The 15,487-nt window shown below is 61.7% G+C and carries 14 protein-coding genes; 10 read left to right on the forward strand and 4 right to left on the reverse strand.

Annotated features, from left to right (window positions below; all coding sequences use genetic code 11):
* The first annotated feature begins 27 nt into the window (after positions 1–27).
* From ppiD to QOL81_RS07670, 3 genes are all read left to right on the forward strand, one after another.
* Complete coding sequence (gene ppiD / locus QOL81_RS07660) at positions 28–1,911, forward strand: peptidylprolyl isomerase (protein ID WP_070914167.1); 1,884 nt, start codon at positions 28–30, stop codon at positions 1,909–1,911.
* Between the two features lie 138 nt (positions 1,912–2,049).
* The gene (locus QOL81_RS07665) at positions 2,050–2,430 is read left to right on the forward strand and encodes a ComEA family DNA-binding protein (protein ID WP_049199890.1); all 381 of its coding nucleotides are present in this window, start codon (positions 2,050–2,052) and stop codon (positions 2,428–2,430) included.
* Positions 2,431–2,584: 154 nt separating this feature from the next.
* Positions 2,585–2,998, forward strand: coding sequence for an acyl-CoA thioesterase (locus tag QOL81_RS07670; RefSeq protein ID WP_060423376.1), 414 nt, complete (start codon positions 2,585–2,587; stop codon positions 2,996–2,998).
* A gap of 35 nt (positions 2,999–3,033) precedes the next feature.
* On the opposite strand, the gene queC is transcribed toward QOL81_RS07670, so the two are convergent.
* Positions 3,034–3,732 (reverse strand): 7-cyano-7-deazaguanine synthase QueC, encoded by a 699-nt coding sequence (gene queC / locus QOL81_RS07675; RefSeq protein WP_025301770.1) that lies wholly within the window; start codon positions 3,730–3,732, stop codon positions 3,034–3,036.
* A 114-nt stretch (positions 3,733–3,846) separates the two neighbouring features.
* Entirely contained in the window at positions 3,847–5,562 is a 1,716-nt protein-coding gene (locus QOL81_RS07680) for an SgrR family transcriptional regulator (protein ID WP_100396218.1), read from the reverse strand.
* 104 nt (positions 5,563–5,666) lie between these two features.
* On the opposite strand from QOL81_RS07680, the gene cof reads away from it, so the two are divergent.
* On the forward strand, positions 5,667–6,491 hold the full coding sequence (gene cof / locus QOL81_RS07685; RefSeq protein ID WP_033647299.1) for an HMP-PP phosphatase: 825 nt from the start codon (positions 5,667–5,669) through the stop codon (positions 6,489–6,491).
* A 60-nt stretch (positions 6,492–6,551) separates the two neighbouring features.
* On the opposite strand, the gene QOL81_RS07690 is transcribed toward cof, so the two are convergent.
* The gene (locus tag QOL81_RS07690) at positions 6,552–7,592 is read right to left on the reverse strand and encodes a PLP-dependent cysteine synthase family protein (protein WP_015376851.1); all 1,041 of its coding nucleotides are present in this window, start codon (positions 7,590–7,592) and stop codon (positions 6,552–6,554) included.
* Between the two features lie 122 nt (positions 7,593–7,714).
* Between QOL81_RS07690 and QOL81_RS07695 the strand changes: the two genes are divergently transcribed.
* The 5 genes from QOL81_RS07695 (at position 7,715) to amtB (ending at position 13,754) form a co-directional block, all read left to right on the forward strand.
* A complete protein-coding gene (locus tag QOL81_RS07695) occupies positions 7,715–8,176 on the forward strand; it encodes an Lrp/AsnC family transcriptional regulator (RefSeq protein ID WP_004940330.1) in 462 nt (153 codons plus the stop codon).
* 92 nt (positions 8,177–8,268) lie between these two features.
* Positions 8,269–10,044: a multidrug efflux ABC transporter permease/ATP-binding subunit SmdA gene (gene smdA, locus QOL81_RS07700; RefSeq protein WP_060440573.1), complete on the forward strand. Its 1,776-nt coding sequence runs from the start codon at positions 8,269–8,271 to the stop codon at positions 10,042–10,044.
* Positions 10,037–11,815: a multidrug efflux ABC transporter permease/ATP-binding subunit SmdB gene (smdB, locus tag QOL81_RS07705; RefSeq protein ID WP_055312256.1), complete on the forward strand. Its 1,779-nt coding sequence runs from the start codon at positions 10,037–10,039 to the stop codon at positions 11,813–11,815. Before smdA ends, smdB begins: the two co-directional genes overlap by 8 nt.
* A gap of 277 nt (positions 11,816–12,092) precedes the next feature.
* Entirely contained in the window at positions 12,093–12,431 is a 339-nt protein-coding gene (glnK, locus tag QOL81_RS07710; RefSeq protein ID WP_004940327.1) for a P-II family nitrogen regulator, read from the forward strand.
* Between the two features lie 36 nt (positions 12,432–12,467).
* Positions 12,468–13,754 carry an ammonium transporter AmtB gene (gene amtB / locus QOL81_RS07715; protein WP_084826745.1) on the forward strand — a complete coding sequence of 429 codons (1,287 nt, stop codon included), beginning with the start codon at positions 12,468–12,470 and terminating at the stop codon, positions 13,752–13,754.
* 90 nt (positions 13,755–13,844) lie between these two features.
* Here amtB and tesB read toward each other — a convergent pair whose 3' ends face one another.
* Entirely contained in the window at positions 13,845–14,708 is an 864-nt protein-coding gene (tesB, locus tag QOL81_RS07720) for an acyl-CoA thioesterase II (protein WP_004940320.1), read from the reverse strand.
* Positions 14,709–14,939: 231 nt separating this feature from the next.
* Here tesB and QOL81_RS07725 point away from each other — a divergent pair, with 231 nt between their 5' ends.
* Positions 14,940–15,431 carry a YbaY family lipoprotein gene (locus QOL81_RS07725; RefSeq protein ID WP_016928846.1) on the forward strand — a complete coding sequence of 164 codons (492 nt, stop codon included), beginning with the start codon at positions 14,940–14,942 and terminating at the stop codon, positions 15,429–15,431.
* Positions 15,432–15,487: the final 56 nt, after the last annotated feature.

The following is a 15,487-nucleotide window of genomic DNA, read 5'->3' on the forward strand; positions in this document are numbered from 1 at the left end:
CACATCACAGCGGAGTGTTGTCACACTATGATGGACAATTTACGCGCGGCTGCTAATCACGTCGTGCTCAAAATCATCCTGGCCCTGATCATCCTGTCATTCGTTCTGACCGGGGTGGGTAACTACCTGATCGGCGGCTCCGGCGATTATGCTGCGAAAGTAAATGGTCAGACGATCGAACGCGCTCAGCTGGAACAGGCTTTCCAAAGCGAGCGTAGCCGCATGCAGCAGCAGCTGGGTGACCAGTTCTCCGCGCTGGCCGGCAACGAAGGCTACATGCAGCAGATGCGCCGTCAGGTGTTGTCCCAGTTGATCGACAACATGCTGCTCGACCAGTACGCCAAGAAGCTGGGCCTGGCGGTCAGCGACGATCAGATCAAGGACGCCATCCGCAAGGCGCCTTACTTCCAGACCAACGGCCAGTTCGATAACGCCAAATACCTCGACCTGATCGGCCGCATGGGCTACACCGCCGACAACTTCGCGCAGTCGATGCGCCAGCAGCTGGTCAATCAGCAGCTGATTCAGGCCTTCGGCGAGTCCGGCTTCGTGCTGCCGTCCGAATCGCAAGCCATGGCGGCGCTGGTGCTGCAGGAGCGCGACGTGCGCCTGGCGACCATCGATCTGAAGGCGCTGCAGGCGAAACAGAGCGCCGGCGACGACGAACTGAAGGCGTATTACGATCAGAACAAAAACAGCTTCATCGCACCTGAGCAGGTGAAGGTGAGCTATATCCCGCTGGACGCCGCGTCCATGCAGGACAAGGTGAAAGTGAGCGAAGAGGACATCAGCGCTTACTACGACCAACACAAGAGCAGCTACGGCCAGCCGGAGCGTAAAAACTACAGCGTGATTCAGCTGAAAACCGAGGCGGAAGCCAACGCCGTGCTGGACGAGCTGAAGAAGGGCGCCGATTTCGCCACCCTGGCGAAAGAGAAATCCACCGATATCATCTCACGCCGCACCGGCGGCGAGCTGGGCTGGCTGGAGCCGGAAACCACCGCCGACGAGCTGAAGCAGGCTAACCTGACCGAGAAAGGGCAGCTGTCCGGCGTGGTGAAATCTTCCGTCGGCTTCCTGATCGTGCGTTTGAATGATATCGAACCTGAGAAAGTGAAGCCGCTGAGCGAAGTGCATGACGCCATCGCCAAGCAGGTGCAGCAGGAGAAAGCGGTAGACGCGTATTACGCGCTGCAGCAGAAGGTGAGCGAAGCGGCGACCAGCGACAACGAATCTCTGGCCTCGGCTGAAGAAGCGGCCGGCGTGAAAGCGACGCAAAGCGACTGGTTCACTCGTGACAACATTCCTGCCGCGCTGAACTTCAAGCCGGTCGTGCAGGCGATCTTCGACGGCTCGCTGATCGGCGAGAACGGCGCGCCGGGCAGCAACTCCGACGTGATCACCGTAGATGGCGACCGCGCCTTCGTGGTGCGCGTGAGCGGCCATAAGCCGGAAGGTATCGAACCATTCGACCAGGTGAAAGACCGCGTGGCCGAGCTGGTGAAGCGCAACAAAGCGGTGCAGGAAGCGAAACTGCAGGGCGAGAAGCTGCTGGTTGAGCTGAAGCAGGGCAAGGGCGACGAGGCGATGAAAGCCGCCGGCCTGAGCTTTGGCGCCGTGCAGAAGATGGCGCGCGCGCCGGAAGACAGCCAGCTGGTGGAGAGCGTGTTCGCGCTGCCGCACCCGCAGGACGGCAAACCGGTGTACGGCATGTCGCAGGATCGCCAGGACAACGTGGTGCTGATCGCGCTCGATGCGGTGAAGCCAGGTACGCTGCCGGAAGACGAAATGAAAACCTTCGTCGGCAAGATGGAAGAGGGCGCGACCGGCGTTTCCTTCGATTCGCTGCTGGCGAGCCTGCGTAAAGAAGCCAAGATCAAAATGGGCGCCGCTGAGCAACAGCCTCAGTAATCGCCGCATTTTTCTGCAACGCAGTGCAACAAACAAAGGCCGCTTTCGCGGCCTTTTCCACATCTGATATCCGCCGATTGCTGAATATTCGCCGCCGCGGCAAGGTAGCCGTGCTGTCACACACAAGGAGGATACAGCATGCAACATACAGAGAAAAAAGCCTTATCAGGTTACCGTCATCACGTCAAAGCTGCGCTCACCGCGCTGCTTTTGTGCCTGGCGGGGCCGGCCGCCGCGGTGGATAAAGCCGAGGCGCCGGCACCCATGCTCTCAGCACCGGCGAGCAATGGCGGGCAATCGGTGATGACCAAGACAGCCGAGGAGGCGGCGGTCAGCATCAATCAGGCCACCGCCGAACAGCTGGCCGCCGCCTTGAGCGGCGTCGGTTTGAAGAAGGCGGAAGGCATCGTGCGCTACCGCGAGCAGAACGGGCCGTTCACCCAGGTTGAGCAGTTGCAGGAGGTGCCGGGCATCGGGCCGGCGCTGTTTGAGAAGAATCGCACCCGGCTGAAAATGTGATCCCGGTCGCGGCTGCGTGGCAAAATGCCGCTGAGGCCGTCACTCCTCTGCTACATTTTACAGGTCTTACCAGTTTGGCGCGTTGACCAAACGGGCGAGGGAGCCGCTGCGGCTCCCTCTTTCTGTAATCACCAGGCAGGAGCGATCGTTCCCTATGCAAACCTTTATCAAAGTTCGCGGTTATCACCTTGATGTTTACCAGCACGTTAACAACGCCCGCTATCTGGAGTTTCTGGAAGAGGCGCGCTGGGAATGGCTGGAGAACGAGGCCGGGTTCCGCTGGATGACGGAAAACAACATCGCTTTCATCGTGGTGAACATCAATATCAATTACCGCAGCCCGGCGGTATTGGGGGATAAGCTGCGTATCGACAGCCAGATGGTGCAGCTCAATGGCAAGAGCGGGGTGCTGAGCCAAAAGGTGACGCAGGATCCGGCGGGGACGCCGGTGGCTGACGCGCTGCTGACTTTCGTGTGCGTCGATCTGAAAACGCAGCGTGCGCTGCCGATCGAAGGAGAATTGCGCGAGCGCCTGGAGGCGCTCACGCCGAAGGATAATCTGCAGTAAGCTCACGGGCGGCAGAGGCTGCCGCCGTCACTGCCTCAGGCCAGAGCGGCCTTCTGTTTCAACGCCGCCATCACTTCCGCCTGGTTGGCCCGGTACTGCATCAGGCCATTGGCGCGCAGGTTGCAGGCGGCACATTCGCCGCAGCCGTCACCCTTGATGCCGTTGTAGCAGGTCAGCGTATCCTGGCGCACGCGATCCAGCTGGTGGTAATAATCCGCCAGCGCCCAGGTCTCGGCCTTGTTTAGCCACATCAGCGGCGTTTCGAAGCGGATATCGCGGGCGATGCCCAGCGTCACCGCCTTGTTCAACGCTTTAACAAACTCGTCGCGGCAATCCGGATAGCCGGAGAAATCGGTTTCACACACGCCGGTGATCACCGCTTCCGCTTCCACCTGGTAGGCGTAGATCGCCGCCAGCGTCAGGAACAGGATGTTGCGGCCCGGCACGAAGGTGCTCGGCAGCGCATTTTTCTGATTGGGATCGTAGGCGGGAACCGGAATATTGTCGCGCGTCAGGCTGCTGACGGCCAGCTCATTGAGCAGCGTTACGTCCAGCACTTTGTGTGCCTTGGCGCCGAGGGCGACCGACAGCTCTTGAGCCACTTCAATCTCGGCGCGATGGCGCTGGCCGTAATCGAACGTGACGCAGTGAACTTCATCATACTGTTGCAATGCCTGGATCAAGCAGGTCGTGGAGTCTTGTCCACCGCTGAAAACGACAACCGCGCGCTTCATAAAATCACCTTTTTGGGCTTTGGCCTCTCCCGATACACATTCGGGCGGCAGGATAAAATTGCGTTGCGGCGACAATAGTAGCAGAAAGGGCCGCCAGGCGCAGGGCGGTTCGGCTCAGGCCGGTGCGCTGTCCACCGGCGGCGGCAGCCACGCCTGGCAAAAATCGAACCAGCCGTGGGCGGTTAGCGTGACGCCATGCATGCGCGGCGGCGCGCTGATCTGATACTGGTAGTGAAACAGCGGCGTGATGATGGCGGCGGCCATCAGCCGTTGATAATAAGCCTGCAGCTGTGCGAAGCGCGGTTGCTGCGCCTGCAGCTGCTGGATCTGCCGCAGCGTGTCCTGCTGCTGCTGCCAGCGGCTTTCCGTCAGGATGCCGCGCCACAGCGTATCCTGCCGCAGCCAGCTCTCCAGCGTCGCCTCCGGCGCTTCACCGATCAGGTTGTCTGCCAGCAGCAGGTCGGCCTGGGCGATCTGCGCCTCGCTTTGCCAGCGTTTACCGGCGTAGTAACGCACCTCCAGCTCGCAGCCGTGCTGCGCCAGCAGCCGCTGCAGCGCGACCGTCACCGTTTCCAGCTCGACCGGCGGCCGATACAGCAGCGTCAGCCGGGCGGGCAGGGTGACATCTTCCTCAATCCGTTGGCTGGGAATACGCCAGCCGGGCAGCATTTCATGGCTGGGGGTGATCACGCTGTTGGGAATAGGTAGACGGCTCAGCAGGCCGGACTGCTGGATCAGCATCAGCAGCTTTTGCCCCTGGGCTTCGCTCAGCACGCCGTGGCGCAGGTTCAGCGCCAGATAACACCAGCCCAGGCTCATGCTGCGCTGCACCGGCCTGGCCTGCGCCAAATCGTCTTGCTGACCGATGGTGATGCGCACCGGATGCTGGCAACTGGTGTCGGCGCCGGCGGTGGGCAGGTCGGGGGTGATCCAGTACTCGATGGTGTCCAGATACGGGTGCTGCAGATGGTAACCGGCGTGCTGTTCCAGCCGCACTAGCTGCGGTTCATTCAGCGCCAGCTTGAACGGGCCGGCGCCGATGCCCGGCAGCTCCGGGTGGGTCATCAGGCAAGGCAGCTCCGCCAGCCGGTGAGCCAGCCAATAGTCCGCCAGGTGCAGATCGAACTGGATGCACAGCGGATGCGGCAGGCTGATGTGCGCGACGTTGGCCAGGCTGGGTTGGCTGCGCGGGTGGCGCTGCAGTTTTTCCAGCGTTTGCAGCAGCTGTTGGCCGGTCAGCGGTTCACCGTTATGCCAGCGCAGCTGACTGCGCAGAAAGAAGCGCCAGCGCAGGCCGTGCTCGCCAATTTGCCAGTGGTGCGCCAGATCGGGCTGCGGTTCCGGGTTACCGGTCATCAGGCGCGTCAGCCCGGCGTGCAGGGTCGATACCAGATGTTGCTCGGCGCGGCCGGTCAGCGTGAGTGGGTCGAGCGCTTCCAGCGTGCGGTAATAGGGAATGCGCAGCGTCGGGCTGCCGGCCTGCCATTGCCCGCCGAGGTGCGGGCTGAGCAGATCCTGCAGGTGCTGCGGATCGAGCTGCGCCATCTCCAGCGCCCCCTGATGGTTGCCCTGTTGCAGCAGCTGTTGCAGCAGCTGCGCGCGCAGTTCATCCGGGGTTTTCAGGCAATGCAGGCGGGCGCGTTTGCCGCGGCCGGGCTGCGAATGCCAGCTCAGCCAGCCCTGATCCTGCAGCTGTTGCACCAGCGTGCGGGCGTGCCGTTCGCTGCAGTAGAACATCGCCGCCAGCTCGCCGATGGTCACGGCGACCGGCGCGCTGCCGAGCTGTTGGTACAGGCGTTGATATTGGCTGAGACGGTGAACCAGGCGCATGGGCAGAAATCCGGAACAGTTTTCTCAAATTGTTCACTATTACTTCCGCAAATACCATCCCATACTGCACGGATTGTAATCGCGTTCACATTCAAGAGGTCTTTATGTATCGCCTGGCAGCTTTCGATATGGACGGCACGCTGTTGATGCCGGATCACCGGGTTGGCCCGGAAACGCTGGCGGTGCTGAACCAGCTGGTGGAGCGGGAAATGGTGGTGACGTTCGCCACCGGGCGGCACTACCTCGACGCGCAGCCGATCATGGCGCAGCTGGGGCTGCAGGGTTACCTGATCACCGGCAACGGCACGCGAGTGTATGACAACCGCGGCCAACAGCTGCACGCCACCGATTTGCCGGCGGCGGTCGCCGAAGAGGTGCTGCATCATCATTGGCGCACCCGCGCCAGCATGCATGTGTTCCGCGATGAAGGTTGGCTGACCGAGTTTCCCGTGCCGGAAGAGATGCTGCGGGCGCACCACCTGAGCGGCTTTCGTTTTCAGCTGGCTGACGTGCGCCGCCTGCCGGCGTTCGGCAACAGCAAGGTGTGCTTTGTCGCGCCGCACGAGGAGCTGCTGGCGTTGCAGGTGCAGCTGCGGGCACAGCTGGGCGACGAGGCAGACCTGTGCTTTTCCGCTTACGACTGTCTGGAAGTGCTGCCGCTCGGTTGCAACAAAGGCACGGCGCTGGACCGGCTGAGCCGCCATCTGGGGCTGACGATGGCCGACTGCATGGCGTTCGGCGACGCGATGAACGACAAAGAGATGCTGGGGGCGGTGGGGCACGGCGTGGTGATGGGCAACGCCCTGCCGCAGCTGAAATCCCTGCTGCCGCAGCTACCGGTTATCGGCCATTGCCAGCAACAGGCGGTGGCCCACTATTTACAACATTGGCTGCGTTCACCTTGCCTCACCTATTCCCCCGAAGAATGAGGTTCTCCTTACAGCCGGCCGGGTATGACTACCCGGCTTTTTTTTATCCGGAGCCTGGCGTTACAAATCCGCCAGCTGCGCCAGATACGGCTGCAGATCGCCGATGTTGTTGCTGACCCATTCCGGGTTGTAATAGGTATCCAGATAACGCTCGCCGCTGTCGCACAGCAGGGTGACGATCGACCCTTGCTCGCCGTTTTCCCGCATCTGTTTCGCCAGCTGCAGCGCACCCCAGACGTTGGTGCCGGTGGAGGCGCCAACCTTGCGGCCTAACACGCCTTCCAGCCAGTGAATGGTGGCGACGCTGGCGGCATCCGGCACCCGCAGCATGTTGTCGACCACCGACGGGATGAACGACGGCTCGGCGCGCGGGCGGCCGATGCCTTCGATACGGCTGCCGCAGCTGCCGATCAGGGTGCGATCGCCGTGGTGGAAGCAGTCATAGAACACCGAATTTTCCGGATCGACCACCGTCAATTGGGTGTCGTGCCCCTGATAGCGGATGTAGCGCCCCAGCGTAGCGGAGGTGCCGCCGGTGCCGGCGCTCATCACGATGTGTTTCGGCACCGGGAAAGGTTCGCGTGCCATCTGGCGGAAGATGCTGTCGGCGATGTTGTTGTTGCCGCGCCAGTCGGTGGCGCGTTCGGCATAGGTGAACTGATCCATATAGTGGCCGTTCAGCTCTTTCGCCAGCTGTTCGGAGGCGGCGTAGATCTGGGCGGCGTGATCGACGAAGTGACAGCGGCCGCCGTAAAAGGCGATCTGCTCCACCTTGCGGCGCGCGGTGCAGGATGGCATCACCGCGATGAACGGCAGGCCGATCAGACGAGCGAAGTAGGCTTCGGACACCGCGGTGCTGCCGGAAGAGGCCTCGATGATGGTGGTGTTCTCGGTGATCCAGCCGTTGCACAGGCCATAAAGGAACAGCGAGCGCGCCAGGCGGTGTTTCAGGCTGCCGGTCGGGTGGGTGCTCTCGTCCTTCAAATACAGGCAGATGCCTGGAAACGCCGGCAGGTTCAGGCGAATCAGGTGCGTATCGGCGGAGCGCTGAAAATCCGCTTCTATTTCACCGATAGCATATTTTACCCAAGAGTTTGTCATGATTTGGCCTCAAAATAGGGGGCTGGTTTATGGCGTAGCATAGCCTGTCGGCAGGAAAAAAGGATTGCCATTTTTCCTGTTTAATCGCCTAATGAGAGAAAATTTTTCTCCTGGTGGCCGCTATGTTAGATAAAACAGACCGTAAGCTGCTGTGCATGCTGCAGCAAGATTGCACCCAGTCGCTGCAGGCGCTGGCCGATGCGGTCAATTTGACCTCGACGCCGTGCTGGAAACGGCTGAAGCGCCTGGAAGACGAGGGCTATATCCGCGGCCGGGTGGCGCTGCTGGATAACGAAAAGCTCGGCCTGGGGCTGACGGCGTTCGTGTTGATCAAGACCCAGCAGCACAGCAGCGAGTGGTATCAGGCGTTTGTGCAACTGACCAGCCAGATGCCCGAGGTGCTGGCGTTCTACCGCATGGCGGGGGAGTACGACTATCTGATGCAGGTCGAAGTGGCGGACATGAAAAGCTATGACGGCTTTTATAAGCGTCTGGTGAACGGCGTACCGGGCCTCATCGATGTCACCTCAAGCTTTGCCATGGAAAAAATCAAATACACCACCGCGCTGCCGGTGCCTGAGTGAAAAGTTCACCGGACGGGCGGCTCAACGGTGGTATCCTGCTCTGCTGAAGCAGAAAAAGAGACAAATCCCATAAAACCCTGGAATCAAACTGCGTGAGATTATTTGCTCAAATCGGCTGGTACTTCCGCCGGGAGTGGCGCCGCTACCTCGGGGCGGTGGTGCTGCTGATCGTCATCGCCATCCTGCAACTGCTGCCGCCTAAGCTGGTCGGCATCATCGTGGACGGTGTCACCGAAAAACAAATGTCTACCGGCGTGCTGATGGCTTGGCTCGGGCTGATGATCGGCACCGCGATCGTCGTTTACCTGCTGCGCTATGTGTGGCGGGTGTTGCTGTTCGGCGCCTCCTACCAACTGGCGGTCGAGCTGCGCGAAAACTTTTACCGCCAACTCAGCCGGCAAAACCCGGCGTTCTACCTGCGCCACCGCACCGGCGATCTGATGGCGCGCGCCACCAACGACGTGGACCGCGTGGTGTTCGCCGCCGGCGAAGGCGTGCTGACGCTGGTGGACTCGCTGGTGATGGGGCTGGTGGTGCTGGTGGTGATGAGCACCCAAATCAGCTGGCAGCTGACGGTGCTGGCGTTGATCCCGATGCCGCTGATGGCGATCGCCATCAAATATTACGGCGACCAGCTGCACCAGCGCTTTAAATCGGCGCAGGCGGCGTTTTCCAGCCTGAACGATCAGGCGCAGGAAAGCATGACCAGCATCCGCATGATCAAGGCCTTTGGGCTGGAAGATCACCAATCCAACCGCTTCGCCGAGGTGGCGGCGCAGACCGGCGCCAAGAACATGCACGTGGCGCGGGTGGATGCGCGCTTCGATCCGACCATTTATATCGCCATCGGCGCCTCTAACCTGCTGGCCATCGGCGGCGGCAGCTGGATGGTGGTGAACGGGTCGCTGACGCTCGGGCAGCTGACCAGCTTTGTGATGTATCTCGGCTTGATGATCTGGCCGATGCTGGCGCTGGCCTGGATGTTCAACATCGTCGAACGCGGCAGCGCGGCCTACAGCCGCATCCGCAGCCTGCTCGACGAGGCGCCGGCGGTGCAGGACGGCCCGCAGGCGTTGCCGGCCGGCCGCGGCGTGCTGGACGTGGATATCCGCGCGTTCCACTACCCGGAAAACCCGCATCCGGCGCTGCATGACGTGGCGCTGACGCTGAAGCCGGGGCAGATGCTGGGGCTGTGCGGGCCGACCGGTGCCGGCAAGTCGACGCTGTTGTCGCTGATCCAGCGCCAGTTCGACGTCGACCAAGGGCAGATCCGCTATCACGGCCTGCCGTTGCCGCAGGTCAAACTCGACGACTGGCGTTCGCGGCTGTCGGTGGTGAGCCAGACGCCGTTCCTGTTCTCCGATACCGTGGCGAACAACATTGCGCTGGGCCATCCGGGGGCGACGCAGGCGCAGATCGAACAGGCGGCGCGGTTGGCCAGCGTCCATGAGGACATTCTGCGGCTGCCACAGGGCTATGACACCGAAGTGGGCGAACGCGGCGTGATGCTGTCGGGCGGGCAGAAACAGCGTATCTCCATTGCGCGTGCGCTGCTGCTGGATGCGGAGATCCTGATCCTCGACGACGCGCTGTCGGCGGTGGACGGCCGTACCGAACACCAGATCCTGCACAACCTGCGCAGCTGGGGGCAAGATCGCACGGTGATCATCAGCGCGCACCGGCTGTCGGCCTTGACCGAAGCCAGCGAGATCCTGGTGATGCAGCACGGCGGCGTTGCGCAGCGCGGCGATCCGGTGGCGCTGGCGGCGCAGCCGGGCTGGTATCGCGATATGTACCGTTATCAGCAGCTGGAAGCGGCGCTGGATGAAGCGCCGGAAAACGGCGAGGAGGCGTTGGCCGATGAATAAAGTGCAAAAGCTGTGGCCGACGCTGAAGCGGCTGCTGGCCTATGGCTCGCCGTACCGCAAACCGCTGGGGCTGGCGGTGCTGATGCTGTGGATCGCGGCGGCGGCGGAAGTCGCCGGGCCGATCCTGGTGAGCTATTTTATCGATAATTACGTCGCCAAAGGGCAACTGCCGCTGACGATCGTCGGTGGGCTGGCGGCGGCTTACATTCTGCTGGAGCTGCTGGCGGCGGCGCTGCACTACTTCCAGGCGCTGCTGTTCAACCAGGCGGCGGTGGGGGTGGTCCAGCGGCTGCGCACCGACGTGATGGACGCCGCGCTGCGCCAGCCGCTCAGCGCCTTCGACACGCAGCCGGTCGGGCAATTGATCTCGCGCGTCACCAACGACACCGAGGTGATCAAGGATCTGTACGTGATGGTGGTCTCCACGGTGCTGAAAAGCGCCGCGCTGATCGGTGCCATGCTGGTGGCGATGTTCAGCCTCGACTGGCGCATGGCGCTGGTGGCGGTCTGCATCTTCCCGGCGGTGTTTGTGGTGATGGGCATCTATCAATACTACAGCACGCCGATCGTGCGCCGGGTGCGCAGCTATCTGGCGGACATCAACGACGGTTTCAACGAAGTGATCAACGGCATGGGCGTGATTCAGCAGTTCCGCCAGCAGGTGCGCTTCGGTGAACGCATGAGCGCCGCCAGTCAGTCGCACTATCTGGCGCGCATGCAGACCCTGCGGCTCGACGGTTTCCTGCTGCGACCGCTGCTCAGCCTGTTTTCGGCGCTGGTGCTGTGCGGGCTGCTGATGCTGTTCGGCTTCAGCGGCGAGGGGGTGATTGGCGTCGGCGTGCTCTATGCCTTCATCAACTACCTGGGGCGCCTGAACGAACCGCTGATCGAGCTCACGTCGCAGCAGTCGATCCTGCAGCAGGCGGTGGTGGCCGGTGAACGCATTTTCGAGCTGATGGATCGCAGCCAGCAGAGTTACGGCGCCGACGATCGTCCGCTGGCCGGTGGCCGCATCGACATCACCGATCTGAGCTTCGCTTACCGCGCGGACAAAAAGGTGCTGCAGCACATTTCGCTGGCGGTGCCTTCGCGCGGTTTCGTGGCGCTGGTTGGGCATACCGGCAGCGGTAAGAGCACCTTGGCCAACCTGCTGATGGGCTATTACCCGGTCAGCGAGGGGGAAGTGCGTCTCGATGGCCGCCCGATCTCCAGCCTGTCGCACCGCACGCTGCGCCAGGGCGTGGCGATGGTGCAGCAGGATCCGGTGGTGATCGCCGATTCGGTGCTGGCCAACGTTACGTTGGGGCGCAACATCGAGGAAGACGCCGTGTGGCAGGCGCTGGAAACGGTGCAGCTGGCGAGTCTGGTGCGCGGCTTCCCGCAGGGTATTCACACCCGGCTGGGAGAGCAGGGCAATAACCTGTCCGTCGGGCAGAAACAGCTGCTGGCGATGGCGCGGGTCTTGGTGCAGGCGCCGCAGATCCTGATCCTCGACGAGGCGACCGCCAATATCGACTCGGGCACCGAACAGGCGATCCAGCGCGCGCTGCGAGCGATCCGCGAGCACACCACGCTGGTGGTGATCGCCCACCGGCTGTCGACCATCGTCGATGCCGATTCCATCCTGGTGCTGCATCGCGGCCAGGCGGTAGAGCAGGGCAACCATCAGCAGCTGCTGGCGCAGCAGGGGCGCTACTACCAGATGTACCAGCTGCAGCTGGCGGGCGAGCAGCTGGCGGAAGCGGTGCGCGAAGAGAGCCAACCCGCCTGAGCATGGGCCGCGATCGCGGCCCTTCTTTTTTCCCACGCACCACAAGCAGGCAACCCGCCTGCGCCATGCCCCCTTTCTGCACTTTTTCGACGCGATGCGCACCAAATCAGTGCGCGATATTTAATCAATTCAGGGTATCGGTATGGCGCCGCGGCCTGATGGTGCCCGCGTTCCCGCTAATCCGCTGAATCGTCATGCAAAATCAAATCTGGCACAGGCCTTGCTACATATGACGCGTACCAGGGGTGAGTTTGGGTTTAATTCGTGGAGGGGCAATATGAAGCTGGTGACCGTGGTAATCAAACCGTTCAAGCTGGAGGACGTGCGCGAGGCTCTGTCCTCCGTGGGCATTCAGGGGTTGACCGTAACCGAAGTGAAGGGCTTTGGCCGCCAGAAGGGGCACGCCGAGCTGTATCGCGGCGCCGAATATAACGTCAACTTCCTGCCCAAGGTCAAAATCGACATCGCCATCGCTGACGATCAGTTGGATGAAGTGGTTGATGTGATTAGCAAAGCCGCCTACACCGGCAAAATCGGCGACGGCAAAATTTTCGTTGCCGAGTTGCAACGCGTGATCCGCATTCGCACCGGCGAAACCGACGAATCGGCACTGTAACCGCGAACTCAGCTAAGTGATGGGGATGGATTGATAATGAAAAGACTGTTATCCATGTTGGGCCTGAGTTCGGTAACCCTGGTTCCTTCTTTGGCCCTGGCCGCCCCGGCGGTCGCTGATAAGGCCGACAACGCCTTTATGATGATCTGCACTGCGTTGGTGCTGTTCATGACGCTGCCGGGCATCGCGCTGTTTTACGGCGGCCTGCTGCGCGGCAAAAACGTGCTGTCGATGCTGACGCAGGTCACCGTCACCTTCGCGCTGGTCTGCGTGCTGTGGGTGCTGTATGGCTACAGCCTGGCGTTCAGCGAGGGCAATGCGGTATTTGGCGGGTTCGAAACGGCGATGCTGAAAGGCATCGGCATCGATAGCGTCACCGGCAGCATCAGCCAGATGATCCACGTCGCCTTCCAGGCGTCCTTCGCCTGTATCACCGTGGCGCTGGTGGTGGGCGGCTTCGCCGAACGCATTCGCTTCTCGGCGGTGCTGATCTTCGCGATTGTGTGGTTCACGCTGTCTTATCTGCCGATCGCGCACATGGTGTGGGGCGGCGGCTACCTGGCCACCGATGGCGCATTGGACTTCGCCGGCGGCACCGTAGTGCACATCAACGCCGCCAGCGCCGGGCTGATCGGTGCCTACCTGATCGGCAAGCGCGCCGGCTTCGGTAAAGAGGCCTTCAAACCGCACAACCTGCCGATGGTGTTTACCGGAGCGTCCATCCTGTATATCGGCTGGTTCGGCTTTAACGCCGGCTCCGCCAGCGCGGCCAACGGCATTGCGGCCCTGGCATTCCTCAACACCGTGGTCGCCACTGCGGGCGCCATTCTCTCCTGGACCTTCGCCGAATGGGTGCTGCGCGGCAAGCCTTCGCTGCTGGGCGCCTGCTCCGGCATGATCGCCGGACTGGTTGCGGTGACGCCGGCGGCGGGCACCGTGGGCGTGGGCGGGGCGTTGATCATCGGCCTGGTGGGCGGCGTCGCCGGCCTGTGGGGCGTAGTGACGCTGAAGAAATGGCTGAAGGTGGACGACACCTGCGACGTGTTCGGCGTGCACGGGGTGTGCGGCATTGTCGGCTGCCTGCTGACCGGCGTGTTCACCGCCTCTTCACTGGGCGGCACCGGCTACGCCGAAGGGGTGACGATGGGCCATCAGGTCTGGATCCAGCTGGTGAGCGTGCTGATCACGCTGGTGTGGTCGAGCGTCGTCGCCTTTATCGCTTTCAAGATTGCGGGCGCGATGGTGGGCCTGAGAGTACCGGAAGAGCAGGAACGCGAGGGGCTGGACGTCAACAGCCACGGCGAGAGCGCCTACAACCAATAAGACTCGAAGCAGGGCAGTGCGCTAAAGACTAAAATAATGATGAAGCCGACAGGGGCGATGGAAACATCGCCCCTTTCTTTATGCTGCGGATCAGGCGTCGCGCTGGCGAATCACCCCTTCCTGCACGGTGGTGGCGACCAGGACGCCGTCGCGGGTGTAGATTTGGCCGCGAACAAAGCCCCGTGCGCCGGAGGCGGAGGAGCTCTCCACCGCGTACAGCAGCCAGTCATCCATGCGGAACGGGCGATGGAACCACATGGAGTGGTCAATGGTGGCCACCTGCATGCCCGGCTCGAGGAAGCCGACGCCGTGCGGCTGCAGCGCGGTCGGCAGGAAGTTAAAGTCCGACGCGTAGCCCAGCAGGTATTGGTGGATGCGTTGATCGTCCGGCATGCTGCCGTTGGCGCGGAACCAGACGTAGCGATGCGGTTCTTCCACGCTGCCTTTCAGCGGGTTGTGGAATTTCACCGGGCGCATTTCGATCGGCTTTTGGCCGATAAATTTTTCGCGCACTTTTTCCGGCAGCATATGCGCCAGCTTCTGGGCGATCTCTGATTCGGACAGCAGCCCTTCCGGCGGCGGCACGTCCGGCATCAGGTTCTGGTGCTCGAAACCCGCCTCCGGGCTCTGGAAGGAGGCGGTCATATAGAAGATAGGTTTACCGTGCTGGATGGCGCTGACGCGGCGCGCGCTGAAGCTGTTGCCGTCGCGCAGGGTTTCCACATCGTAAACGATAGGCTTGCTGCTGTCGCCCGGGCGCAGGAAGTAGCTGTGGAAAGAATGCACGCTGCGTTCATCCGGCACCGTCTGCTTGGCGGCGTACAGCGCCTGGCCGACCACCTGCCCGCCGAACACCTGGCGCAGCCCCAAATCTTCACTCTGGCCGCGGAACAGCCCTTCTTCGATTTTCTCCAGATCCAGCAGATCGAGGAGGTTTTGCAATGCCTGGCTCATAAAGTTGTTACCTTTCTAATAATCATTTTGCGCAGTGTGCGGAATATCACGGCGCGGCGTCAACATCTTGCGTTATAGGGCCGATGAGAATGCTCTTAATAGTGGGCGCTTTGGACAGGCTAAGTGATTAATAGGTGGAGCAAAGTGGATTTGTCAGTGTTTTGTGCTAAGTTTAATAGGTGCGGTGGTGAAAGCCACCAACATGTTGATAATAAAAAAGGAGACCGATCCATGAAACTCTGGCAAATCGTAGGCGGTGCCGCGGCACTGACGATCACGCTGGCAGGATGCGCGCAAAAGAGTGCTGATGTGCCTACACAGGCGGCCGGTAACCCGGCGGCTGCGCAAACGCAGATTCAGGGCCCGGCGGTGACAGGTTCGGTTAATATACGTCAGCGCATTGCGCTGCCGCCGGACGCGGTACTGACGGTCACCCTCTCTGACGCCTCGCTGGCGGATGCGCCGTCTAAAGTGATTGCACAGCGCGCGGTACGCACTGAAGGGCAACAGGCACCGTTCAGCTTTACGCTGCCGTATAACCCGTCCGACATCCAACCGAATGCGCGTATCATTCTGAGCGCGGCGGTGACGGTCAACGGGCGACTGATGTTTATTACCGACACCATCCAGGAAGTGGTCAACCGCAACGGCACCCGTGCCGATCTGCTGCTGGTTCCGGTTCAGGGTGTGCCGATTCAGGCTGCGCCAACCGCCATGCAGTAATCTTACTGCGGTACAGCAAGATGAAATCAACAGCCTTTGCGCTTCGGCCAAAGGCT

The organism is Serratia sp. CC22-02, assembly GCF_900182895.1.
In the GTDB taxonomy this organism is placed as follows: domain Bacteria; phylum Pseudomonadota; class Gammaproteobacteria; order Enterobacterales; family Enterobacteriaceae; genus Serratia; species Serratia nevei.